This is a genomic window from Actinomadura sp. NPDC048021, from assembly GCF_040653135.1.
GTDB classification, from domain to species: domain Bacteria; phylum Actinomycetota; class Actinomycetes; order Streptosporangiales; family Streptosporangiaceae; genus Spirillospora; species Spirillospora verrucosospora.
Genome location: NZ_JBEZJQ010000020.1, coordinates 47,459 through 71,455 on the forward strand (window position 1 = coordinate 47,459; position 23,997 = coordinate 71,455).

22 protein-coding genes are annotated in these 23,997 nt (G+C 73.0%); 17 read left to right on the forward strand and 5 right to left on the reverse strand.

The features are described from left to right. Window positions 1–86: 86 nt before the first annotated feature. The 3 genes from AB0C87_RS29045 to AB0C87_RS29055 all read right to left on the reverse strand — a co-directional run bounded on the left by AB0C87_RS29045 (window position 87) and on the right by AB0C87_RS29055 (window position 3,213). Window positions 87–767, reverse strand: coding sequence for a response regulator transcription factor (locus AB0C87_RS29045; RefSeq protein WP_345182985.1), 681 nt, complete (start codon window positions 765–767; stop codon window positions 87–89). A gap of 109 nt (window positions 768–876) precedes the next feature. Next, a complete protein-coding gene (locus tag AB0C87_RS29050; RefSeq protein WP_345182986.1) occupies window positions 877–2,100 on the reverse strand; it encodes a sensor histidine kinase in 1,224 nt (407 codons plus the stop codon). A gap of 96 nt (window positions 2,101–2,196) precedes the next feature. Then, window positions 2,197–3,213: a PD-(D/E)XK nuclease family protein gene (locus AB0C87_RS29055; RefSeq protein WP_353834833.1), complete on the reverse strand. Its 1,017-nt coding sequence runs from the start codon at window positions 3,211–3,213 to the stop codon at window positions 2,197–2,199. A 100-nt stretch (window positions 3,214–3,313) separates the two neighbouring features. Here AB0C87_RS29055 and AB0C87_RS29060 point away from each other — a divergent pair, with 100 nt between their 5' ends. The 11 genes from AB0C87_RS29060 to AB0C87_RS29110 all read left to right on the forward strand — a co-directional run bounded on the left by AB0C87_RS29060 (window position 3,314) and on the right by AB0C87_RS29110 (window position 15,476). Next, entirely contained in the window at window positions 3,314–4,492 is a 1,179-nt protein-coding gene (locus AB0C87_RS29060) for a site-2 protease family protein (RefSeq protein WP_345182989.1), read from the forward strand. Window positions 4,493–4,554: 62 nt separating this feature from the next. Continuing rightward, complete coding sequence (locus AB0C87_RS29065; protein ID WP_360580446.1) at window positions 4,555–5,535, forward strand: tRNA (adenine-N1)-methyltransferase; 981 nt, start codon at window positions 4,555–4,557, stop codon at window positions 5,533–5,535. Window positions 5,536–5,780: 245 nt separating this feature from the next. Further along, window positions 5,781–7,544 (forward strand): proteasome ATPase, encoded by a 1,764-nt coding sequence (gene arc / locus AB0C87_RS29070; RefSeq protein WP_345182991.1) that lies wholly within the window; start codon window positions 5,781–5,783, stop codon window positions 7,542–7,544. 131 nt (window positions 7,545–7,675) lie between these two features. Then, window positions 7,676–9,193: a depupylase/deamidase Dop gene (gene dop, locus AB0C87_RS29075; RefSeq protein WP_360580448.1), complete on the forward strand. Its 1,518-nt coding sequence runs from the start codon at window positions 7,676–7,678 to the stop codon at window positions 9,191–9,193. 278 nt (window positions 9,194–9,471) lie between these two features. Continuing rightward, the gene (locus AB0C87_RS29080) at window positions 9,472–9,681 is read left to right on the forward strand and encodes a ubiquitin-like protein Pup (protein ID WP_021593619.1); all 210 of its coding nucleotides are present in this window, start codon (window positions 9,472–9,474) and stop codon (window positions 9,679–9,681) included. 284 nt (window positions 9,682–9,965) lie between these two features. Further along, window positions 9,966–10,811, forward strand: a complete 846-nt coding sequence (prcB, locus tag AB0C87_RS29085) for a proteasome subunit beta (RefSeq protein ID WP_345182993.1) — start codon at window positions 9,966–9,968, stop codon at window positions 10,809–10,811. Window positions 10,812–10,832: 21 nt separating this feature from the next. Further along, window positions 10,833–11,591, forward strand: coding sequence for a proteasome subunit alpha (gene prcA / locus AB0C87_RS29090; RefSeq protein WP_345183059.1), 759 nt, complete (start codon window positions 10,833–10,835; stop codon window positions 11,589–11,591). Window positions 11,592–11,796: 205 nt separating this feature from the next. Beyond that, complete coding sequence (gene pafA, locus AB0C87_RS29095; protein WP_089313247.1) at window positions 11,797–13,155, forward strand: Pup--protein ligase; 1,359 nt, start codon at window positions 11,797–11,799, stop codon at window positions 13,153–13,155. A gap of 132 nt (window positions 13,156–13,287) precedes the next feature. Beyond that, window positions 13,288–14,220: an FKBP-type peptidyl-prolyl cis-trans isomerase gene (locus tag AB0C87_RS29100; RefSeq protein WP_345182994.1), complete on the forward strand. Its 933-nt coding sequence runs from the start codon at window positions 13,288–13,290 to the stop codon at window positions 14,218–14,220. A gap of 45 nt (window positions 14,221–14,265) precedes the next feature. Next, window positions 14,266–14,922 (forward strand): helix-turn-helix domain-containing protein, encoded by a 657-nt coding sequence (locus tag AB0C87_RS29105; protein ID WP_345182996.1) that lies wholly within the window; start codon window positions 14,266–14,268, stop codon window positions 14,920–14,922. A 32-nt stretch (window positions 14,923–14,954) separates the two neighbouring features. Beyond that, window positions 14,955–15,476 carry a DUF3291 domain-containing protein gene (locus AB0C87_RS29110; protein WP_345182997.1) on the forward strand — a complete coding sequence of 174 codons (522 nt, stop codon included), beginning with the start codon at window positions 14,955–14,957 and terminating at the stop codon, window positions 15,474–15,476. Between the two features lie 3 nt (window positions 15,477–15,479). Here AB0C87_RS29110 and AB0C87_RS29115 read toward each other — a convergent pair whose 3' ends face one another. Beyond that, entirely contained in the window at window positions 15,480–16,562 is a 1,083-nt protein-coding gene (locus AB0C87_RS29115; RefSeq protein WP_360580450.1) for a DUF3866 family protein, read from the reverse strand. Between the two features lie 95 nt (window positions 16,563–16,657). On the opposite strand from AB0C87_RS29115, the gene AB0C87_RS29120 reads away from it, so the two are divergent. Genes AB0C87_RS29120 through AB0C87_RS29145 form a run of 6 tightly spaced genes read left to right on the forward strand, consistent with a single transcriptional unit; the run spans window position 16,658 to window position 23,039 of the window. Then, entirely contained in the window at window positions 16,658–17,683 is a 1,026-nt protein-coding gene (locus AB0C87_RS29120) for a WYL domain-containing protein (protein ID WP_345183000.1), read from the forward strand. Then, window positions 17,680–18,681 carry a WYL domain-containing protein gene (locus tag AB0C87_RS29125; protein WP_345183001.1) on the forward strand — a complete coding sequence of 334 codons (1,002 nt, stop codon included), beginning with the start codon at window positions 17,680–17,682 and terminating at the stop codon, window positions 18,679–18,681. Before AB0C87_RS29120 ends, AB0C87_RS29125 begins: the two co-directional genes overlap by 4 nt. A gap of 23 nt (window positions 18,682–18,704) precedes the next feature. After that, window positions 18,705–18,926 carry a hypothetical protein gene (locus AB0C87_RS29130; protein ID WP_345183002.1) on the forward strand — a complete coding sequence of 74 codons (222 nt, stop codon included), beginning with the start codon at window positions 18,705–18,707 and terminating at the stop codon, window positions 18,924–18,926. A gap of 28 nt (window positions 18,927–18,954) precedes the next feature. Beyond that, window positions 18,955–19,320, forward strand: coding sequence for a twin-arginine translocase TatA/TatE family subunit (gene tatA, locus AB0C87_RS29135; RefSeq protein WP_353834840.1), 366 nt, complete (start codon window positions 18,955–18,957; stop codon window positions 19,318–19,320). 45 nt (window positions 19,321–19,365) lie between these two features. Next, window positions 19,366–20,232 carry a twin-arginine translocase subunit TatC gene (gene tatC / locus AB0C87_RS29140; protein ID WP_345183005.1) on the forward strand — a complete coding sequence of 289 codons (867 nt, stop codon included), beginning with the start codon at window positions 19,366–19,368 and terminating at the stop codon, window positions 20,230–20,232. A gap of 38 nt (window positions 20,233–20,270) precedes the next feature. Continuing rightward, window positions 20,271–23,039, forward strand: coding sequence for a DEAD/DEAH box helicase (locus AB0C87_RS29145; protein WP_360580452.1), 2,769 nt, complete (start codon window positions 20,271–20,273; stop codon window positions 23,037–23,039). On the opposite strand, the gene AB0C87_RS29150 is transcribed toward AB0C87_RS29145, so the two are convergent. After that, window positions 23,036–23,872: an oxygenase MpaB family protein gene (locus tag AB0C87_RS29150; protein WP_360580454.1), complete on the reverse strand. Its 837-nt coding sequence runs from the start codon at window positions 23,870–23,872 to the stop codon at window positions 23,036–23,038. The genes AB0C87_RS29145 and AB0C87_RS29150 overlap by 4 nt on opposite strands. Between the last annotated feature and the right edge of the window lie 125 nt (window positions 23,873–23,997).

Consider the following 23,997-nt stretch of genomic DNA (forward strand, 5'->3'; position numbering starts at 1 on the left):
CGTCGTCCTACCGGAGTAGGCCTCCGCCGACGAAAGTCAGGGGCGCCTCAGGGGCCGACCCCGAAACCGGCCCCCCGGCCCGCGCGTCAGCTCTGGCCGGGCCTGCTCAGCCCCGTCTCGTACGCGTACACCACGGCCTGGACGCGGTCGCGCAGGCCCAGCTTGGCCAGGACGTTCCCCACGTGCGTCTTCACCGTCGTCTCGCTCACCACGAGCTCCGCCGCGATCTCGGCGTTGGACTGGCCGCGGGCCACGTGCGAGAGCACCTCGCGCTCGCGCTCGGTGAGGGTGTCCAGCCCGGGCGGCGGCGCCGCGTCCCGGACGGCCGGCAGCCGGCTGGCGAACTTGTCCAGCAGGCGCCGCGTCACCGACGGCGCCACGATCGCGTCGCCCGCCGCCACGATGCGGATCGCCTGCACCAGGTCCTCGGGCGGGGAGTCCTTGAGCAGGAACCCGCTGGCGCCCGCCCGGACCGCCTCGATGACGTACTCGTCCAGGTCGAACGTCGTCAGGATCAGCACCCGGGGGTCGTGCGAGGCCGCGCCCTCCCGGATGATCCGGCGGGTCGCCTCGATGCCGTCCACCCCCGGCATCCGGATGTCCATCAGCACCACGTCCGGCAGCAGCGACCGGGTCAGCTCCACCGCCACCGCGCCGTCCCCGGCCTCCCCGACGACGGCGATGTCGGCCTCCGCCTCCAGGATGAGCCGGAACCCCGTCCGCAGCAGCGGCTGGTCGTCGACCAGCAGGACCCGCACCGTGGTCATCGGGCCACCACCGCAGGCCGCCGTCCCGGACCGTTCATCGTCGCGCTCCTCGCCTCACCGGACCGCCGCGTCCGCGGCGCTCCTGCCCCAACCTACGGCCTCGCACGGCTCACGGCTCCAGCGGGAACCGGGCCCGCACGCCGAATCCGCCGCCGACCCTCGGCCCGATCTTCAACTCGCCACCGTACAGCGCGACCCGCTCGTACATCCCGACCAGACCGTGCCCGGGGTTGTCCCCGTGGTCGGCCATGAACGTCGCGGTCCCGCGCCCGTCGTCCTCGATCTCCACCGTCAGGTCGCTGTCGCCGTAGTACAGCCGCACCCAGGCCCGCGCCTGCGGCCCCGCGTGCTTGAGCGTGTTCGTCAGCGCCTCCTGGATCAGCCGGAAGGCGGCCACGTCCACGCCCGGGGACGGCGGACGCGCCTCGCCCTCCATCCACAGCTGCACGGACAGGCCCGTCTCCCGCACGTGCTCCAGCAGCTCGCCGAGGTCGCCGAGGCCCGGCTGCGGCGCCAGTTCCCGGCCCGCCCGCTCGGAGTCGCGGTCCGTGCGCAGGACGCCGACGATCCGCCGCATCTCGCTCAGCGCGGTCCGCCCGACCTCCTCGATCGTCGACATCGCCTCGCGCGCGCTGCCGGGGTCCCGGTCGATGATCCGCCGCGCGGCGCCGGCCTGCACGGTCATCACGCTCACGTGGTGCGCCACGACGTCGTGCAGCTCCCGCGCGATCCGGGACCGCTCCTCGACGCGCGCGGCCCGCGCGTCGGTTCCGCGCGCCCGCTCCAGCCGGGCGGCCCGGTCCTCCAGCTCGGCGAAGTACGCCCGGCGCAGCCGCAGGTTGCGGCCCAGCACCCACACGCCGATCACCAGCGCGCAGTCGGTGATCAGTACCTCCGGCGCCATCGAGATCGGCAGGACCAGCAGGTAGGCGAGGAAGTAGACGAACGCCGTCGCGCCGCCGAGCGCGCTCTGCGCCAGCCCCCGGTGCGCCGCCACGCTGTAGACGGCCACGAGGAACGCCACCACGTCCGGCACCGACGGCGGATAGTGGGCCACCGCCATCACTAGCTCGCCGCCGATGATGAACAGCAGCACCGGCATCGGATGGCGGCGGCGCCACGTCAGCGCCATCGTCACGATGGTGACCACCAGGCCGTCCCAGATGTCCGGCGACCGGAACTGATCGTAGCCGTGGCCGGCGGGCAGCTCCTCGAGGAAGAGCTGAGGCAGCCCCACCGCCAGGAGGCCCAGCGCGAGCAACGCGTCGGCCGCCATCGGGCGCGCGTGCAGCCAGGCGCGGACGGCGTGGAGACCACGGATGCGGGGTGACACGACACTCACCCTAGGAGGCCGCAGCAGGTCCCGAGCCCTCCTGCACGCGGATCCGCGGTCCTCCCCAAGGATGACCCGGCCGCGCCGGGGGCGGCACTAGAGATCGTCGTGCTCCCGCGCCCCCGCACCGGCGCGCGCGTCCGCCCGCCGTGCCTCCTCCAGGTCGGCGGGGGAGGGGCGGTCGACCGGCGCCGCGGGCAGCGGCGGGGGAGTGCCGCCGAACTCCGGGCAGCGCTCCTTGTGGTCGCACCAGTCGCACAGCCGCCCCGTGCGCGCCCGCCACTCACCGGTGTCCATCGCCCGGCGGATCGCCTGCCACAGCGCCTCCACCTTGCGCTGCGTGGCGCGCAGGTCGGCCTCGTCCGGCTCGTAGCGCAGGATCTCGCCATTGCCCAGGTACATCAGCTGCAGCAGCCGCGGTACCCGGCCCCGCAGCCGCCACAGCACCAGCGCGTAGAACTTCATCTGGAACAGGGCCCGCGCCTCGAAGTCGGCCCGCGGCGCCGTCCCGGTCTTGTAGTCCACGATCCGCACGTCGCCGCTGGGCGCCACGTCGACGCGGTCGATGTACCCGCGCAGCTTCAGCCCCGAGTCGAGGACCGTCTCCACGAACAGCTCGCGCTCGGCCGGCTCCAGCCGGCGCGGGTCCTCGAGGGAGAAGTACCGCTCCACCATCCGGCGCGCCTGCCCCAGCCACTCGGCGTGCTCGGCCTCGCCGCCGTCGCCGCCGAACAGCTCCGCCAGCTCCGGCTCGGCCTCCAGCAGCCGGTCCCACTCCGGCGCCAGCATCTCCAGCGCCGCCTCCGGCGTGCGCGCCCCGGTCGGCAGGTCGAACAGCCGCTCCAGCACGGCGTGCACCAGCGTGCCCCGCACGGCCGCGGCGCTCGGCCGCTCCGGGATCCGGTCGATCACCCGGAACCGGTACAGCAGCGGGCACGTCATGAAGTCGCCCGCCCGCGACGGCGACAGCGACCCGACCACGACCGGCGCGTCCCCCGCGCCTCCGCCCGACTCGCCCGTGCGCGCGGGCGGCACCGACGCCCCGCCCCCGGCTCCGATCCCTCCCGGCTCGATGCCACCCGCCTCGGTGCTGCCCGCCTCGGTCGTCGTCATGGCACAGCAGCGTAGGTGACACCCCCGACGGAAATCCCGCACCGCCGCCGCGCGCCCGGCGGGGGACCGGCACCGCCGCCGGGGCCGTAGCATCGGTGGCGTGACACACAGCGCGCCCCCGACCGAGGACAGGACCCCGGCCGGCGGCCGCGGTCCCGACGACCGCCCCGCACGCCCCGGCCTGCTCATGGGCCGCCTGTTCGGCGTGCCCGTCTACGTCTCGCCCAGCTGGTTCCTGGTCGCGGTCCTCGTCACCGTCATGTTCGAGGGCCAGGTCGACGGCGTCGTCAGCCGCCCGCTCAGCTACCTCGTCGCCTTCACCTACGCCGTCCTGCTCTACGGCTCGGTGTTCGTCCACGAGCTGAGCCACGCCGTCACCGCGCGCGCCTTCGGCCTGCCCGTCCGCTCGGTCACCCTCCACATCCTCGGCGGGGAGACCTCCATCGAGCGCGAGGCCCCCACCCCCGGCCGCGAGTTCCTCATCGCCTTCGCCGGGCCGCTGGTCAACCTCGTCCTCGCCGGGCTCGGCCTGCTCGTCCACGCCGTCGTCCCCCTGCCCGACGTCGCGCTGCTGCTCGTCGAGGCCCTCACCTTCGCCAACCTCCTGGTCGGGCTGTTCAACCTGCTGCCCGGCCTCCCGCTGGACGGCGGCCGCCTCGTGCGCGCCGTCGTCTGGAAGGTCACCGGACGCAGCCGCAGCGGCGGCGTCTTCGCCGGCTGGGTGGGCCGCGGCGTCGCCATCGCCTGCCTCGTCGCCGGCGCCTACCTGGCCACCTACAACACCGGCGAGGGCGGCGGCATCGGCTGGCTCGCCCTGCTCTGGTCGGCCCTCGTCGCCTCGTTCATCTGGGTCGGCGCCACCCAGTCGATCCGCGCCGAGCGCGTCCGCGACCGCATCCCGCTGCTGTCGGCGCGCCGCCTCGCCCGCCGCGCCACCCTCGTCACCGCCGACGTCCCGCTCGCCGAGGCCGTCCGCCGCGCCCGCGAGGACCACGCCGGCGCCATCGTCATCGCCGACCACGACGGCAGGCCCCTCGGCCTGGTCAGCGAGAAGGCCGTCACCGCGACCCCCGAGCACCGCCGCCCCTGGGTCAGCGTGGGCGAGCTGTCGCGGGGCATCGACGACGGGCTGCAGCTGGCCGCCGACCTGTCCGGCGAGGAGCTCGTCGAGGCGCTGCGCCGCGCGCCCGCCTCGGAGTACCTGCTCGTGGAGCCCGACGGAGGCGTCTACGGCGTCCTCGCGGTCGCCGACGTCGACCGCGCCTTCGCCGGCATCTGACCGCCCCCGCGGGCCGCCGCGGCGGCCCGACCTGCCCGCGCGCGCCGCTAGCCTTGACCTCCATGAGCGAACCCCGACCCGACGGCCCCGCCCCCTCGCCCGGCCGCATCCCGCACGGCCCGTTCCGCCCCGGCGACCAGGTTCAGCTCACCGACCCCAAGGGCCGGATCAACACCATCACCCTCCAGCCCGGCAAGGTCTACCACTCGCACAAGGGCTCGATCCCGCACGACGAGATGATCGGCAGCCCCGAGGGGAGCGTCTTCCGGTCCAGCGGCGGCATCGAGTACCTGGCCTTCCGCCCGCTGCTCGCCGACTTCACCCTCCGCATGCCGCGCGGCGCCGCCGTCGTCTACCCCAAGGACGCCGCCCAGATCATCGCGATGGCCGACATCTTCCCGGGGGCCCGCGTCGTCGAGGCCGGCGCCGGGTCCGGGGCCCTCACCTGCTTCCTGCTGCGCGCCGTCGGCGAGCACGGCCTCGTCTCCTCCTACGAGCGCCGGCCCGACTTCGCCGACATCGCCCGCGCCAACGTCGAGAAGTTCTTCGGCGGGCCCCACCCCGCCTGGCGCCTCACCGTCGGCTCCCTGGAGGACGCCCTCGCCGAGACCGACGTCGACCGCGTCGTCCTCGACATGCTCGCGCCCTGGGAGACCCTCGATGCCGTCGCCAAGGCCCTCGTGCCGGGCGGCATGGTCTGCGCCTACATCGCCACCACCACCCAGATGTCGCGGATCGTCGAGGACCTGCGCTCCCACGGCCGGTTCGCCGAGCCCTACGCCTTCGAGACCATGCTGCGCTCCTGGCACGTCGACGGGCTCGCCGTCCGCCCCGACCACCGCATGGTCGGCCACACCGGCTTCCTCGTCACCGCGCGCCGCCTCGCCGACGGCGTGACCCCGCCCGCCCGGCGCCGCCGCCCCGCGAAGGGCGCCCACCCCGCCCCCGGCGACGCCGCGCCCCCGTCCGGGGCCGCTTCCGGAGCCGCTTCCGAGGTCGCCCCCGCCCCGGACGCCGCGCCCGGGGTCCCGGCCGAGGCCTAGATCACATTCCTCCGGCGCCCCGCCACCGGACTCGGCAAACGCCGTGCCACGACACGCCCGGCGTGCCGAACCCGCAGGTCCGGACGTCGTAAGGGCTCGACCCGCGCCACCTCCACGGGACCCCTGCCAACCCTCCCGGAAGACCCCCGCACGACACGAACACCGAATGGGCAGGTTACGGAAGCCCTCCAGATAGGTAGGGTCTCAGTAGGTCGTCGGCTCTCTTCGTGAGGAGGTGGCGGGGCGTGGCCGCTCGTGACGATGCAGGGGCGCGCAGGGCGCAGCACGAAAAGGAGGTCAGAGACCTCCAGACGCAGATCTCCTTCCTGGAGGAGGAGATCTCCGTGTTGCGCCGCAAGCTCGCGGAGTCCCCGCGCCAAGTACGTGTGCTGGAAGAACGCCTCCATGAGGCACAGGCCAACCTGGCCGCCGTAACCGGTCAGAACGAGCGTCTCGTCGCGACCCTCAAAGAGGCTCGCGAACAGATCGTGGCGCTCAAGGAGGAGGTCGACAGGCTCGCACAACCACCCTCCGGGTTCGGCGTCTTCCTGGACGCCCGCGACGACGGAACGGTCGACATCTTCACCGGCGGGCGCAAGCTGCGCGTCAACGTCAGCCCGGCCGTCGACGTCGAGGAACTGCAGCGCGGCCAGGAGGTCATGCTCAACGAGGCCCTCAACGTCGTCGAGGCGCTGAGGTTCGAGGAGCAGGGCGAGGTCGTCATGCTCAAGGAGCTCTTCGACGACGGCGAGCGCGCCCTGGTCATCGCGCACGCCGACGAGGAGCGCGTGGTCAAGCTCGCCGAGCCGCTGCGCGGAGTCCCGCTGCGTGCGGGCGACTCCCTCATGCTCGAGCCGAGGTCCGGCTACGCCTACGAGAAGATCCACAAGGCGGAGGTCGAGGAGCTCGTCCTCGAAGAGGTCCCCGACATCTCCTACAACGAGATCGGCGGCCTCGGATCGCAGATCGAGATGATCCGCGACGCGGTGGAGCTGCCCTACCTGCACGCCGACCTGTTCCGCGAGCACCAGCTCCGGCCGCCCAAGGGCGTGCTGCTCTACGGTCCGCCCGGCTGCGGCAAGACGCTCATCGCCAAGGCCGTCGCGAACTCGCTCGCCAAGCAGGTCGCGGAGAAGACCGGCCAGGAGGGGAAGAGCTTCTTCCTCAACATCAAGGGCCCCGAGCTGCTGAACAAGTACGTCGGCGAGACCGAGCGGCACATCCGCCTGGTCTTCCAGCGGGCCCGCGAGAAGGCGTCCGCCGGGACCCCGGTCATCGTGTTCTTCGACGAGATGGACTCCATCTTCCGCACCCGCGGCTCGGGGGTCTCCTCCGACGTCGAGAACACCATCGTCCCTCAGCTGCTCAGCGAGATCGACGGCGTCGAGGGCCTGGAGAACGTCATCGTGATCGGCGCGTCCAACCGCGAGGACATGATCGACCCCGCGATCCTGCGGCCCGGCCGGCTGGACGTCAAGATCAAGATCGAGCGGCCGGACGCCGAGGCCGCCAAGGACATCTTCTCCAAGTACATCCTGCACGGACTCCCGCTTCACCCCGACGACCTCAAGGAGCACGGCGGCTCCACCGAGGCCACCGTCGAGGCGATGATCCAGCGCACCGTCGAGCGGATGTACACCGAGAGCGAGGAGAACCGCTTCCTGGAGGTCACCTACGCCAACGGCGACAAGGAAGTCCTGTTCTTCAAGGACTTCAACTCCGGCGCGATGATCCAGAACATCGTCGACCGGGCCAAGAAGATGGCCATCAAGCAGTTCCTCGACACCGGCCAGAAGGGCCTGCGGGTCAGCCACCTGCTGGCCGCCTGCGTCGACGAGTTCAGTGAGAACGAGGACCTGCCCAACACCACCAACCCCGACGACTGGGCCCGCATCTCCGGCAAGAAGGGCGAGCGGATCGTCTACATCCGCACGCTGGTCTCCGGGACCAAGGGCTCCGAGGCCGGACGCTCCATCGACACCGTCGCCAACACCGGCCAGTACCTGTAGCCCCCGACGATGACGCACCCGCGCGGCGGCCCCCTGCACGCAGGGGCCGCCGCGCGGGCGTGCCGCGCCACGCGGGCCGCGAACAGCGGGCCCCATGGCTCCACTCTCCCGGCCCCGATAGGCTCGACGATATGAGTGTTCGGCGGGTGATGGGCATCGAGACCGAGTACGGCATCTCCGTACCCGGGCAGCCAGGGGCCAACGCGATGGTGACCTCCTCCCAGGTCGTCAACGCCTACCTGGCGGCGTCGGCGGCACGGGCCCGCAGGGCCCGCTGGGACTTCGAGGAGGAGAACCCCCTCCGGGACGCCCGCGGCTTCGACCTCGCCCGCGAGGTCGCCGACCCGACGCAGCTCACCGACGAGGACCTCGGCCTCGCCAACGTCATCCTCACCAACGGCGCCCGGCTGTACGTCGACCACGCCCACCCCGAGTACTCGGCGCCCGAGTGCACCAACCCGCTCGACGCCGTCATCTGGGACAAGGCGGGCGAGCGCGTGATGGCCGACGCCGCGCGGCGCGCCGCGCTCGTCCCCGGCACCCACCCCATCCAGCTCTACAAGAACAACACCGACAACAAGGGCGCCTCCTACGGCTGCCATGAGAACTACCTCATGCGCCGCGAGACGCCCTTCGCCGACATCGTCCGGCACCTCACCCCGTTCTTCGTCTCCCGCCAGGTCGTCTGCGGCGCAGGCCGCGTCGGCATCGGCGTGGACGGGCGCGGCGACGGCTTCCAGATCAGCCAGCGCGCCGACTTCTTCGAGGTGGAGGTGGGGCTGGAGACCACCCTCAAGCGGCCGATCATCAACACCCGCGACGAGCCGCACGCCGACCCCGAGAAGTACCGGCGGCTGCACGTCATCATCGGCGACGCCAACATGGCCGAGCTGTCCACCTACCTCAAGCTCGGCACCACCTCAATCGTCCTCGCCATGATCGAGGACGGCTTCCTCACCGTCGACCTCTCGGTCGACATGCCCGTCGCCGCGCTCAGGGCGGTCTCGCACGACCCGACCTGCAAGCATCTGCTCACGCTGCGCGACGGCCGGAAGATGACGGCGGTCCAGCTCCAGATGGAGTACCTGGAGCAGTCGCGCAAGTACGTCGAGGACCGGTTCGGCGCGGACGTCGACGAGATGACCAGGGACGTCCTCGACCGCTGGGAGTCGGTCCTGCACCGCCTCGGCGACGACCCGATGCAGCTGTCCCGCGAGCTCGACTGGGTCGCCAAGCTGTCCCTGCTGGAGGGGTACCGCAGCCGCGACGGCCTCGACTGGTCCCATTCGCGCCTGCAGCTCGTCGACCTGCAGTACACCGACATCAGGCCCGACAAGGGCCTGTACAACCGCCTGGTGGAGCGCGGGCGCATCGACCGGGTCGTCACCGAGGCGCAGGTCGAGGCCGCCGTCGAGGACCCGCCCGAGGACACCCGGGCCTACTTCCGGGGCCGCTGCCTGCGCCAGTACGCCGAGTCCGTCGCCGCGGCCTCCTGGGACTCGGTCATCTTCGACGTCCCCGGCCGGGAGTCGCTGCAGCGCGTGCCCACCCTGGAGCCCCTGCGGGGCACCAAGCAGCACGTGGGCGCCCTGCTGGACCGCTGCCGCACCGCCGCGGACCTCGTGGCCACTTTGACCGGCCAGGGCTGAACCGCGGCGAGGGCGCGGCACACGCGCCCGGAGGGGCCCTCCGCGGCCCGGCTGGACGGCTGGACCGCCTGAGACGGCCGGCGCCGCCGCCGGTCCGGCCATGCCAGGTAACGGGCCGGTTTCGTGGAGGGATTGCCCGTTTCGCTGGGCGGTGGACCGGCGATAACCCGAGCATGCCCCCGGCCCCCGGGCGGAGACGGCGAAACGGACCCGAGAGTTCCGCGCACCGTCGAAGATCGGAGATAGGGTCGGAGGCACCGGCAGAGCGGAGGTACGGAATGGCCACGAAGGACACCGGCGGTCAGAAGCAGACCACCCGGCGCACGGAAGAGGTCGAGGAGACCGAGGCCACGACCACCGAGGACGTGCAGGAGCGCCAGGAGAAGCTCACCGACGACGTGGACTCGATCCTGGACGAAATAGACGAGGTGCTGGAAGAGAACGCCGAGGACTTCGTCCGCGCCTACATCCAAAAGGGCGGACAGTGAACCCCGAATCGGGCGGATCGGCCATGTAGCGGAATCGCCGTTTCTCCGGGACGGAACTCCAACTTGACACGGCAGTGAGGACATGGGTGGGCCGCGGCGGCCCGCCCATGTTCGTGTGTTCGCGCCCGTGCGCGGCGCGCGTGGCGCGCGCGGCGGTTCGCCGTGGGCTGATCGGACCGGTGATCGGGCGGCATGCGCGCGGGCGACCTTGAACAGTAGGGTCGTAGAGTCCGCGCCGGTGAGATTGCCGAAGCCGGCGCAATGGTGGAGGGGAAGGGAGTCGCGTGGCGTCCCACGATTCGCACACCGGACGTCTGCCGGGGTTGTTCGCGAGCCCGGATACGTCGTCGTTCACGGAGTTCCTCGGGGCGTACTCCCCGGACCTGCTGCCCGGCCGGCGGACGCCGCCGTCCTCGCGGGCGGGCGAGGACATCCCGCACGGGACGACGATCGTCGCGGTCGGCTTCCCCGGCGGGGTGGTGATGGCGGGCGACCGGCGGGCGACGGCGGGCAACGTCATCGCGCAGCGCGACATCGAGAAGGTCTTCCGGGCCGACGAGTTCTCGGCGATCGCGATCGCCGGCACGGCCGGGATCGGGATCGAGATGGTCCGGCTGTTCCAGGTCGAGCTGGAGCACTACGAGAAGCGCGAGGGCCGGACGCTGTCGGTCGAGGGCAAGGCCAACCGCCTGGCGACGATGGTCCGGCAGAACCTCGGGATGGCGATGCAGGGACTGGCGGTGGTGCCGCTGTTCGCGGGCTACGACGAGGAGCGGGACGAGGGGCGGATCTTCTCCTACGACCCGGCGGGCGGCCGCTACGAGGAGCGCGACTTCCACTCGATCGGCTCGGGGTCGGTCTTCGCGCGCGGCGCCCTGAAGAAGCTCTACCGGCCCGACCTGTCGGCGGAGGACGCGGCGCTGGTGTGCGTCCAGTCGCTGTACGACGCGGCCGACGACGACTCGGCGACGGGCGGGCCCGACCTGACGCGCCGGATCTTCCCGGTGGTGGCGTCGGTGACGGCGGACGGGTACCGCCGGCTCGGCGAGGACGAGGTGGGCGCGCTGGCGCAGGCCGTCGTCGACGCACGTTACGACTCGCCGGGCGGTCCGACCGCCCCGCTGCGATAGAAGGGATCCAGACCGGTGTCCATGCCGTTCTACGTGTCGCCCGAACAGCAGATGAAGGACAAGGCGGACTACGCGCGCAAGGGCATCTCGCGCGGCCGCAGTGTCGTGGTGCTGCAGTACGACGACGGCATCCTGTTCGTGGCGGACAACCCGTCGCGGGCGCTGCACAAGATCAGTGAGATCTACGACCGGATCGCGTTCGCGGCGGTGGGGAAGTACAACGAGTTCGAGAACCTGCGGCTCGGGGGCGTCCGCTACGCCGACATCAACGGCTACCAGTACGACCGCCGCGACGTGACGGCGCGCGGCCTGGCGAACGTGTACGCGCAGTCGCTCGGCACGATCTTCACCGAGACCAACAAGCCGTACGAGGTGGAGCTGGTCGTCGCGGAGGTGGGCGAGGACGCCGACACCGACCAGATCTACCGGCTGACGTTCGACGGCTCGGTCGCCGACGAGCACGGCTACGTCGCCATGGGCGGGCAGGCCGAGGCGGTGGCGCAGTCGCTGAAGGACGGCTACCGCGAGGGCTCCTCGCTGGAGGACGCCCTGCGCACGGCGGTGCGGGCGCTGGAGGCCCAGGACTCCGACCGGCACCTGGAGGCCACCTCGCTGGAGGTCGCGGTCCTCGACCGCAACCGCGAGCACCGGCTGTTCAAGCGGCTGTCCGCGGCGCGCATCGGGGGTCTGCTGGCGGCGCAGGACTCCGGCCCCGGCATCACCTCCGGCGGCGAGGACGCCTCCGGCGGGACGGGCTCCACCGGAGCGGACGAGGACTGACGCGCAGGCGGGCGGGCCTCCGGCCGGCGGCCCGCCCGCCCACACGGGCCCGCCGCGGGCCGGGACGGTGACCAGCCGTCCCGGCCCGCGGCGGGCCCGCGGCGCGCCGGGCGCCTTGGAGGCCTCCGGGCGCGGCGGCCGCGTTCGCCGGAAACGGTGGGTCGAGAGACTGCCAAGTGACGGCCGCGCCGCATAGGGTCTTGGTGTGGACAGGCGCATCTTCGGGCTTGAGAACGAGTACGGCGTCACCTGCACCTTCCGCGGGCAGCGGCGGTTGTCACCGGACGAGGTGGCGCGCTATCTGTTCCGCAGGGTCGTGTCGTGGGGCCGCAGCAGCAACGTGTTCCTTCGCAACGGGGCCCGGCTCTACCTGGACGTGGGGAGCCATCCGGAGTACGCGACGCCGGAGTGCGACAGCGTCGTCGACCTGGTGACGCATGACAAGGCGGGCGAGCGGATCCTGGAGGGTCTCCTGGTCGACGCCGAGCGGCGCCTCCGCGAGGAGGGCATCGCCGGCGACATCTACCTGTTCAAGAACAACACCGACTCGGCCGGCAACTCCTACGGCTGCCACGAGAACTACCTGGTGGGGCGGCACGGCGAGTTCGGCCGGCTCGCGGACGTGCTGATCCCGTACCTGGTGACGCGGCAGATCATCTGCGGCGCCGGAAAGGTCCTGCAGACCCCCCGCGGCGCGGTGTACTGCGTGTCGCAGCGGGCGGAGCACATCTGGGAGGGCGTGTCGTCGGCGACGACGCGGTCCCGTCCGATCATCAACACCCGCGACGAGCCGCACGCCGACGCCGAGCGGTTCCGGCGCCTGCACGTGATCGTCGGCGACTCCAACATGAGCGAGACGACGATGCTGCTCAAGGTCGGGGCCACCGACCTGGTGCTGCGGATGATCGAGGCCGGGGTGGTGATGCGCGACCTCACCCTGGAGAACCCGATCCGGGCGATCCGCGAGGTCAGCCACGACATGACGGGCCGCCGGAAGGTGCGGCTGGCCAACGGCCGCGAGGCCAGCTCGCTGGAGATCCAGAAGGAGTACTACGGCAAGGCGCGCGACTTCGTGGACGCGCGGGGCGGCGACGCGACGGCCAAGCGCGTGCTCGAGCTGTGGGAGCGGACCCTGCGCGCGGTCGAGACCGGCGACCTGGACCTGGTCTCGCGCGAGATCGACTGGGTGATCAAGTACAAGCTGATCGAGCGGTACCGGCGCAAGTACGACCTGCCGCTGTCGTCGCCGCGCGTGGCCCAGCTCGACCTCACCTACCACGACGTCCACCGCGACCGCGGGCTGTACTACCTGCTGGAGAAGCGGGGCTCGGTCGACCGGGTGTCGCGCGACCTCGACATCTTCGAGGCGAAGTCGGTGCCTCCGCAGACGACGCGGGCGCGGCTGCGGGGCGAGTTCATCCGCAAGGCGCAGGAGAAGCGGCGCGACTTCACGGTGGACTGGGTCCATCTGAAGCTGAACGACCAGGCGCAGCGGACGGTGCTCTGCAAGGACCCGTTCCGCTCCGTGGACGAGCGCGTGGACAAGCTCATCGCCGGCATGTAGGCACGGGCGCGGCGGTCCCGGACGCGCGTCCGGGACCGCGCGGGACGACACGCGCACGGCAGGTTACCGGCAGGTCACCAGGGCGGTAGGGTGAGCGCGCAGTAGCGCTCACCACCCCCCGAAGGACCCCGTATGCGCCGTCGTGTTCGGTTCCTCCCCGCGGCCGTCGTGCTCGCCCTGCCGCTCGCACTGTCCACCGCCTGCTCGGGCGGCGGCGTGGACGTCGAGGTGAGCGGGGACTTCGGGAAGCTGCCGCAGGTGAAGTTCCCGAAGGGGGCGCCCGGTGACTCCTTCGCCGTGAAGACCGTCAAGAAGGGCACGGGAACGGCGGCGCGCAAGGGCGACCTCGTCGTGGCCGACTACGTCGGCTACCGGTGGAACAAGGGCGGGCGCAAGCTGCTGGCCAGCAGCTACTCCAAGGGCGAGCCGGGCGCGTTCCCCACCGGCCGGCTGGTGCCCGGCCTGACGAAGGCGTTCGACGGGGTGCGGCCGGGGTCGCGGGTGGTGACCCGCATCCCGCCGAAGGACGGCTTCGGCGACGAGGGCGACCCGAAGCACCAGGTGGGCGGCGACGACACGCTGGTGTACGTCCTGGACGTCCGGGCGGTGTACCCGCGGACGGCGGGCCCGCACGGCGCGCGGCAGGCGCCGCTGAACGAGCCGGGGCTGCCGAAGGTGGCGGACGCGGCGGCGGGGCAGACGCCGGCGGTGACGATGCCGCGCTCGGCCCCGCCGAAGGGCCTCCAGGTCCGGACCCTGGTCAAGGGGGACGGCCCGGCCGTGCGCAAGGGCCAGCTGGTGGCGCTGCAGTACGGCGGCTACTTCTGGCGCGACGGGAAGGTGTTCAACTCCTCCTGGTCGGAGGGCCACCCGTTCGGGGCGATGATCGGGACCGGCCAGGTGATGAAGGGCTGGGACCAGGGCCTGGTGGGCCAGAAGGTGGGCAGCCGGGTGCTGCTGGTGGTGCCTCCTGCCCTCGGGTACGGGGCGAAGGGGCTGGCGCAGTTCGGCATCAGGGGCGACGACACGCTGGTGTTCGTCGTGGACCTCCTGGGCGCGCACTGAGCCGAGGTCTCTAAGTCGAGTGCCCGTCGTTCTTAGAATGGCGGGATGGAGGACATCGACGCGATCGCGCTGCTGCAGGATCCGGTGCGGCGGCGGCTGTACGAGTTCGTCGCGGCGCAGGGCCGGGAGGTGGGGCGCGGTGAGGCCGCCGAGGCGGCCGGCGTCGCGCGTACCCTGGCGGCGTTCCACCTGGACAAGCTGGTCGACGCCGGGCTCCTGGAGGCCGGCAGCAGGCGGCTGACGGGGCGGTCGGGGCCCGGGGCGGGGCGCCCGGCGAAGGTGTACCGGCGCTCGGCGGCGGAGCGGGACGTGTCGCTGCCCGCCCGCGACTACCGGACGGCGGCGGGCCTGCTGGCCGAGGCGGCGGAGACGGCCGGTCTCGACATGGAACTGCAGGACGCGGCCCGCCGCAGGGGCAGGGCGCTGCGGGACCGGGGCGCCCCCTTCGCGAGTCTGGACGATCTCGCGGCCGTGCTGGCCGACCGCGGCTACGAACCGGTCATGGACGATGACGGCGCCGTCCTGCGCATGCGCAACTGCCCCTTCCACGCCGTCGCCGAGCAGTTCCCGCCGCTCGTCTGCGGGATGAACCTGGCGCTGCTCGAAGGCCTGGTGGAGGGCTCGCGGGTCCGGGTCCGGATGGATCCCCGGCCCGGGTGGTGCTGCGTCGCGGCCCGTCCTTCTAAAAACAATGAGCATTGACATAGAAGTGGCGGGCGTGGTGGGGTGACCCCATGAGCACACGGACCCGGTACCACCTCGCGCAGTTCAACACCGCCACGCTCCGCTTCCCCCTCGGCGACCCGCGCATGGCGGACTTCGTCGCCCTGCTGGAGCCGGTCAACGCGCTCGCCGACGGGACGCCGGGGTTCGTCTGGCGTCTGGTGGAGGAGGGGGAGGCCGACGCCACCGGGATGCGCCCCGCCGGCGAGGACGTCATCGTCAACTTCTCGGTGTGGGAGTCGGCGGAGGCGCTGTGGGACTTCGTCTATCGAAGCGCCCATCTGGAGACGATGCGGCGCCGCCGCGAGTGGTTCCAGCGGCACGTGGACGCGCATCTCGTGCTGTGGTGGGTGCCGGCGGGCCACATCCCGAGCGTCGGCGAGGCCCTGGAGCGCCTCGCGCTGCTGCGCGCCGGCGGCCCCTCGCCGCGGGCGTTCACCTTCACGTCGTCCTACACCGCCGAGGAGGCCGCGGGCGCCGGACCCGCGGGCGCCGGCGCAGAGCCGGCCGGCGCCGGGCCCGCGGCGCCCTAGGGGTCAGCCGAGCAGGGCGGCCGTGTGGCGGCCCGCGGCGGCGGCCGCCAGGAAGTAGGGGAGGTCCTCGTCCAGCCGACGCCCCATGGTCGACAGCCGGACGCCCCAGTCCTTCTCGGCGGCGCTGAGGACCTCGTGGAGGCCGTCCACGGGGACGGGGACGAGCCGGTGCCGGTCGCCCAGCGGCGCGGCGTCGGCGGCGACGCGGGCGCCGAAGTGGCCGCCGAGCTCGGGGACGGGGATGTCGGCGCGGGCCAGCGCCACGCGCCCGTAGGCGGTCACGGAGTGGTGCGAGACGCCGATGTGCCGCTCGCGCCTGTCGCCCTCGCTGACCCGCAGCGACCCCACCGGCCGGCCGCCCAGCACGGACGCGGCGTTGACGGCCTCACCCGCCGAGACGCCCGAGAAGCCCCACCTGGTGCCCGTGCCCAGGTTGCCGGGGCCCTGGGCGAGGACCACCGCGTCGGCCTCCAGGACGAGGCGCGCGGCCAGCAGGCCGGTGTGGACGGTGACGGCCTCCAGGTCGCCGCCGAACGCCTGCCCCACGGTGACGGTCGCGGCGAGGGCCCCGGCGTCCTTCAGCCGGGCGATCGACATGGAGAACCACGCCGGCAGCGCCCCGCCGTCCGGCATCACGTAGACGACCCGGGCGTCCGGGCGCCCGGCCAGCAGGGCGGCCAGGATCGGCGGCAGCGCGGAGTGCAGGTCGGCGACGACGACGGGCATCCCGTCCAGCGAGTCGGCGTCGCGCAGGGCCGCGTGGTGGGGCGAGTCCTGCTCGTCGGCGCCGAGGACGGTGGCCTGCAGCGGGGTGTAGCGGGCCTTGACCAGGTGGCCCGGCCCCTCAGGGTCGGGCGGGAGCCGGTCGGGCACCGCGACGACCATGGCGTACCCGCCGGTGCCGAGACCCATCGCCAAGGCCGTAGTGTTGAGCAGGACGGTGTCGCCCGGTTCGGGCCTTCCCACCAGGGCGGGATAGGCCAGGGCCCGGTGCGTCCCCTCGCCCCCGATCGAGACGTCCAGCTCGACCGCCCCCGGCCATTCGCGGCGGATGTCCTCGACTGTGCCTTTGCGCCATCGGATCACACCGGGAAACGGTAGCGTCCTGCACGACGGCACGTGGGGACGATCGGCACGCCGCCGGGGTTCGGGGCTCACGGAGGGAACGAGGTGGTGGCGAAGTGTCGCGGCGCAAGACCGAACGGCTGCTGAACCTGGTGGTCTGCCTGCTCGCCACCCGGCGCTATCTGACGGCCGAGCAGATCCGCCGGGCGGTGCCCGGCTACCCCGACTCCGACGAGGCGTTCAAGCGCATGTTCGAGCGGGACAAGGAGGAGCTGCGCGAGCTCGGCGTCCCGCTGGAGGTCGGCAGCGACCAGCAGGGCGGCGGCGGTGAGGAGATCGGCTACCGGATCCCCCCGCAGGCCTACGAGCTGCCCGACATCCACCTGAGCCCGGACGAGGCGGCGGTGCTGGGCCTGGCGGCGCGGGTGTGGCAGCGCGCCAGCATGGCCGAGGCGGCGTCGGGCGCGCTGCTGAAGCTGCGCGCGGCCGGGGTGGAGACCGACGTGGCCGCCGCGACCGGCATCGAGCCCCGGGTGAACACCCAGGACCCGTCCTTCCCCGCCCTGTGGGAGGCGGTGCGCGACGGCCGCCCCGTCGCCTTCGACTACCAGGGCATCGGGCGCACGTCGGTGGCGCGCCGCCACCTGGACCCCTGGGGCGTGGTGAGCCGGCGGGGCCGCTGGTACGTGGTCGGGTTCGACCGTGACCGCGACGAGCAGCGGGTGTTCCGGCTGAGCCGCATCGTCGGCGACGTCGCGACGGACGGCCCGCCCGGGTCGGTGACCGTCCCGGACGGCGTTGACGTTCGGCGCATCGCGTTCGACTGGAGCGAGCCGCTCGGCGAGCCCCGCCCGGCGGTCGTCCGCCTGCGGCGCGGAGCGGCGCAGGGCCCGCGGCGGTGGGCCCGGGACGTCCGCCCGGCCGACGCGCCGGGCTGGGACGGGGAGTGGGACGAGGCGGTCCTGACCTTCCGGGACGTCGACCGGTTCGCGCCCTACCTCGCGCGGTTCGCCGACGACCTGGTGGTCCTCGACCCGCCCGACCTGCGCGAGGCGGTCATCCAGCACCTGAAGTCGGTGCTGGCCGCGGCCGGCGCGCACCCGGCGGCGCACGGCGAGCATGGGGAGATGAGCGGCCGATGACGGCGAAGACGGCGGCCAAGGCGGCGACGACGTCCACCGACCGGCTCGCGCGCCTGCTGGCGCTCGTGCCGTACGTGGTGAACCGCGACTCGGTCGCGCTCGGCGAGGCCGCGGCCGCGTTCGGGGTGACCGAGAAGCAACTGATCGACGATCTGAACCTGCTGTGGTGCGTGGAGCTGCGCGCGCCCGACCCCTACTGCCCGATCGACCTGTCCTACGAGGGCGGGGAGATCACGGTGGCGGAGGCGGAGTCGATCGCCCGGCCGCTGCGGCTGAAGGTGGACGAGGCGAGCGCGCTGCTGGTGGCGCTGCGGATGCTGGCCGAGATCCCCGAGCTGCACGACCGGGACGCGCTCAGCCGCGTGATCGCCAAGCTGGAGGGTGCGGCGGGCGCGGCCGCGGCGGTGTCCAGCAAGGTCTCCGTGGAGGTGGACGCCCGCGGCGGTTCGGCCGACTCGGCTCGCACCGCGGTCGGCGTGCTGCGCGAGGCGATCGCGGCGGGCCGCCGCGTCCACCTGACCTACTACGTCCCGGCGCGCGACGAGAACACCGAGCGCGACGTCGACCCGATGCGGCTGCTGGTCGTGGAGGGCACCACCTACCTGGAGGGCTGGTGCCGCCGGGCGGAGGGGGTGCGGCTGTTCAAGCTGGACCGGATCGCCGACCTGTCGGTGCTGGACGTGCCCGCCGAGGTGCCGGACGACGCGGAGCCGATCGACGTGGACGCCGGCCTGTTCCGCCCCTCGCCGCAGGACGAGGCGGTCACCCTGGAGCTGTCCCCGCGCGGCCGGTGGGTCGCCGACTACTACCCGTGCGAGAGCGTGGAGGAACTGGGGGAGGGGCGGCTCCGGGTCGTCCTGCGCACCCCTGACGCCCGCTGGGTGCGGGGCCTGGCGCTGCGGCTCGGCGACCAGGGCCGCGTCGTGGCCCCGGAGGCGATCGCGGCCGGGGTGCGGGAGGACGCGTCGCGGGCCCTGGCCCGGTACGGCCTGGCGTGAGCGGATCGGATAGCGTGGCGGGCGTGGCGTGGGTTTCGGTGTCGGTGTCGCTCGGGTTCGCCGGGCTGGCCGTGCTCGCCTGGTGCGCGTTCAAGGTGTGGCTCGGCGTGCGGCGTTTCGGACGTGAACTGGAGCGCACCAGGCGCCGGCTGGAGCCGGAACGGTCGGCGCTGAGCGATGAACTCTCCCGGCTCGAGGACGATCGGTCGCCACAACCGCCCCGGGACGGCGTACGATCGTCCTGAGTGTCACCCGTCGAAGAAGGACTTGCACATGCCGAACATCGGGACCCCCGAACTGCTCATCATCCTGCTGGTCGTCGTCCTGATCTTCGGGTCGGCGAAGCTGCCCCAGCTCGCCCGTTCGCTGGGCAAGTCGGCGCGCATCCTGAAGGCCGAGACCAAGGGCCTGCGCGAGGACGATGACGACGCGCCGGCCGACCGGCCCGCCAAGACCATGCCGTCCTCGCAGGGCGAGGACGCGCGCGACAGGGCGGCGCGGCTGCGCGAGGAGGCGGCCCGGCTGGAGCGCGAGGCCGCGGCGGCCGAGGGCGGGCAGCGCTCCCGCGGCGTGCTGGGCTCCGGCGAGCCGATCCAGGGCGTGCCGGTGTCGGACCCCGGTCAGGCGCGCAAGGCCTGATCCGGCCCCCGCCCCGACCCGCCACCCCCGAACCGAATGCCGACGATGAAGCTGAACAGGCGCGACGCCGCCGCCCCCGACGGCCGCATGCCCCTCATGGACCACCTCCGTGAGCTGCGGAACAGGCTGATCAAGGCCGTGCTGGCCTTCGCGGTGGGCGCGATCGTCGGCTGGCTGCTGTTCGACCCGGTCTGGGACTTCCTCAAGCAGCCGTACTGCTCCCTGCCCCAGTCCCACGTGGTCGACAAGGACCAGTGCTCCCTGTTCGTCAACGGGATCTTCTCCTCGTTCTTCCTGAAGCTGAAGATCTCCTGCATCATCGGCGGGGTCATCTCGTCGCCGTTCTGGCTGTACCAGATGTGGGCGTTCGTGGCGCCCGGCCTGTACCAGCGGGAGCGGCGCTGGACGTACGTGTTCCTCGGCGCCGCCGTCCCCCTCTTCTTCGTCGGCACCGCCCTGGCGTACCTGACGGTCGACAAGGGCCTGGCGATCTTCCTGGGGTTCGTCGCCGACGACGTCAAGCCCCTGATCACGGTCGACAGCTACCTCAGCTACGTGCTGACGATGCTGCTGGTGTTCGGGCTGACGTTCGAGCTCCCGCTGTTCGTCGTCGTCCTGAACATGGCGGGCGTGCTGAGCTCGTCGCGGATCCGCCGGTCCCAGCGGCTGATCCTTTTCGGGATCTTCGTCTTCGCGGCGGTCGCCACGCCGAGCGCCGACCCGTTCACGATGCTCGCGCTCGCGCTGCCGACCGTCCTGCTGTTCGAGATCGCCGCGCTGCTGGCCTTCCTCAACGACCGCAGGCGGGCCCGCCGGCCCGACCCGTACGCGGGCCTGTCCGACGACGAGGTCTCGCCCCTCGACCTCGAGTCGATCGACGCGGAGCTGGAGAAGGGCGACCGGGCCCGCTGATTGGGTATCGGGCCTGTCGAAACCGTAGGCTCGAAGGTATGACCACCCCCGACACCACGTCGGCCGGACAGAGCCCGGCCCAGCGCTACGCCGCCTACCGCCGGCGCACCGCCGGGCACGGCCCGGCCCTGCTGGACTTCCGGACGCTGTACGACTTCGAGCTCGACGCGTTCCAGCTGGAGGCGTGCCAGGCCCTGGAGGAGGGCAGCGGCGTGCTGGTCGCCGCCCCCACCGGTTCCGGGAAGACGGTGGTGGGGGAGTTCGCGGTCCACCTCGCCCTGACCGGCGGCACCAAGTGCTTCTACACGACGCCGATCAAGGCGTTGTCGAACCAGAAGTACGCCGACCTCGTCCGCCGGTACGGCCCGGAGAAGGTGGGCCTGCTGACCGGCGACAACAGCGTCAACGGCGAGGCCCCGATCGTCGTCATGACGACCGAGGTCCTGCGGAACATGCTGTACGCGGGCTCCCAGACCCTCGCCGGGCTGGCGTTCGTCGTGATGGACGAGGTGCACTACCTCGCCGACCGGTTCCGCGGCGCCGTCTGGGAAGAGGTGATCATCCACGTTCCGGACTCGGTGCGGATCGTGGCGCTGTCGGCGACCGTCAGCAACGCCGAGGAGTTCGGCGAGTGGCTGCACGAGGTCCGCGGCGACACCGCGGTGATCGTGGACGAGCACCGCCCCGTCCCGCTGTTCCAGCACATGCTGGTCGGGACGCGGCTGTACGACCTGTTCGTCGACACCGGCCGGGGCGGGGACCGGCAGGCCAGGCTGAACCCGCAGCTGACGCGGATGGCGGTGGAGGAGGTCCGGCGCGCCAAGGTCAACCAGGGCCGCCGCACCGGCCGCCGCCGGGCCGCGCGCCCGCAGCGGTTCCGGCCGCCCGCCCGGCCCGACGTGATCGAGCGGCTGGAGCGCGCCGGGCTGCTCCCGGCGATCACGTTCATCTTCAGCCGCGCCGGCTGCGACGCCGCGGTCCTGCAGTGCCTGCACGCCGGGATCCGGCTGACCTCCCGGGAGGAGGCCGAGGAGATCCGCGCGCACGCCGAGCTGCGCACCGCCGACATCGCGCCGGAGGACCTGCGGATCCTCGGCTACGGCGACTTCCTGGCGGCCCTGGAGCGCGGCGTCGCCGCCCACCACGCCGGGATGCTCCCCACCTTCAAGGAGATCGTCGAGGAGCTGTTCACCCGCGGGCTGATCAAGGCCGTGTTCGCGACCGAGACGCTCGCGCTCGGCATCAACATGCCGGCCCGCACCGTGGTGATCGAGAAGCTGGACAAGTGGAACGGCGAGGCCCACGTCGACCTCACCCCGGGTGAGTACACCCAGCTCACCGGGCGCGCCGGGCGGCGCGGCATCGACGTCGAGGGCCACGCCGTGGTCGTGTGGGGCCCGAACGTCGAGCCCGCGTCCGTGGCGGGGCTGGCCGGCACCCGCACCTACCCGCTGAACTCCAGCTTCCGGCCGTCCTACAACATGGCCGTGAACCTGGTCGGCGCCGTCGGCCTCGAGCGGGCCCGCACGCTCCTGGAGGAGTCGTTCGCGCAGTTCCAGGCCGACCGCGCCGTCGTCGGCCTGGCCCGGCAGGTGCACAAGAACGAGGAGGCCCTCCAGGGCTACGCCAAGGCCGCCGAGTGCCATCTCGGCGACTTCATGGAGTACTCCGCGATGCGGCGGCGGCTGTCGGACCGCGAGTCCGAGCTGTCGCGCGAGCGGGCCGGGGCCCGCCGCGCCGAGGCCGCCCGGTCCCTGGAGCGGCTGCGGCCGGGCGACGTCATCCTCGTCCCGTCCGGGCGGCGCTCGGGCCTGGCCGTCGTCCTGGACCCCGGCGTCGGCCGCCGCTCCGACGGGCCCGCGCCGCTCGTGCTGACCGTGAACCGGTCCGTGCAGCGCCTGTCGATCCAGGACTTCCCGCGCGCGGTGGAGCCCGTCGAGCGGATCCGCATCCCGAAGTCCTTCAGCCCCCGCAACCCCCAGGACCGGCGCGACCTGGCGTCCACGCTGCGCAACAAGGTCCCCGACGACGCGCGCGAGCGCAAACGCTCGCGCGGCGACTCGCCCACCACCGACGACGCCGAGATCGTCCGGCTGCGCGCCGGCCTGCGCGCGCACCCGGTGCACGGCTGCGACAAGCGCGAGGACCACGCCCGCTGGGCCGAGCGCTACCACCGCCTGGAGCGCGAGACCGAGCAGCTCCGGCGCCGCGTCGAGGGCCGCTCCCAGGTCATCGCCCGCACCTTCGACCGCGTCTGCGCCGTCCTGCAGCAGCTCGGCTACCTCGACGGCGACTCCGTCACCGCCGACGGCCGCCGCCTCGGCCGCATCTACAACGAGCTGGACCTGCTCACCGCCGAGAGCCTGCGCGAGGGCCTGTGGGAGAAGCTCGGCCCGGCCGAGCTGGCCGCGTGCGTGTCCGCCCTCGTCTACGAGTCGCGGCAGCCCGACGACGCGACGCCTCCCCGCACGCCCCCCGGCCCGGCGCAGGACGCGCTGGCGTCCATGGTGCGGCTCTGGGGGGTGCTGGAGGGCGTCGAGCGCGACAACCGCGTCTCGTTCCTGCGCGAGCCCGACCTCGGCTTCGCGTGGACGGCCTACCGGTGGGCCAAGGGCGACGACCTCGACGAGGTGCTGATGGAGAGCGACCTCACCGCGGGCGACTTCGTGCGGGCCGTCAAGCAGCTCCTCGACCTTCTCGGCCAGGTCACCGACGCCGCGCCCGCCAACAGCCACATCCGCAAGACCGCCCGCCGCGCCATGGACGCCATGCGCCGCGGCGTCGTCGCCTACTCGTCCGTCGCCTAGGCGGCCCGGCGCCGCGCCCGCCGGGCCGAGAGCGTCCGGTCGACGCGGTGGGCGGCCAGCCGGACCAGCAGGGGCTCCGGCGGGCGCCTCAGCCAGGCGGGGGACAGGCGGTGGGCGAGTCCGGCGGTCCGCAGGAGCGCGCCGGCCGCCCGGCGGCGGGCGGGGGTCCACGGCAGGCCGAACTGGTCGCGCAGCTCGTCCGGCAGGAGCGCGGCCGTGAGGAGGCGGAACACGGCGAGCGCGGGGGCCAGGGCGCGCAGGCGGCGGGGCCACAGGACCGCGGAGGCGACCTCGCGGGCGGTGCCGGTGACCTCCAGGCCGGCGATCGTGTCGGCCATGTAGGCGCGGAACGCGGCCAGGTCGGGCGGCTGCGCCTCCAGGGGGCAGCCGAGGACCTCGGCGACCACCCGCGCCTGCCGGTAGTAGGCCTCGGCCAGGCCGGGGTCGTCGCCCCGCATGACGTGCTCGTAGACATGCAGGGCCGAGTCGATGAGGGTCGCGTTGACCCAGAGCTGGAGGCCGGGGTCGTTGCCGGAGTAGTCCTCGCCGCGCACGGTCGTGTGGATGCCGCGCACCTTGGCCGCGATGCGCGCCACCTGCTCCGGCGTGCCGAAGGTGACGATCAGCAGGAAGTCGAGGGTGCCGAACAGCCGGGCCAGGGGGCGCTCGGCGAAGTCGCTGTGCCGGGCGACGCCGCGGGCCACGGCCGGGTGGGCGAGCTGCATGAGCAGCGCCCGGCCGGCCGCGAGGCCGACCAGTGGTTCGGCGGCCAGGGTTCGCAGCACGTCGCGGTCGGCGAGGCGGTCCGGCGTGGTCTGGGACGGGGCGGTCACGGCGCCTCCCGGCGGTCGGATCGTGCCCGGCCATCCTCCCGCACCTATTGGCAGACAGGTCAATAAGGCGGCCTCCTCCTGGCGGCGGAGGCCCCGCGGTCCCGCCGCGCGGGATCATCGGCACT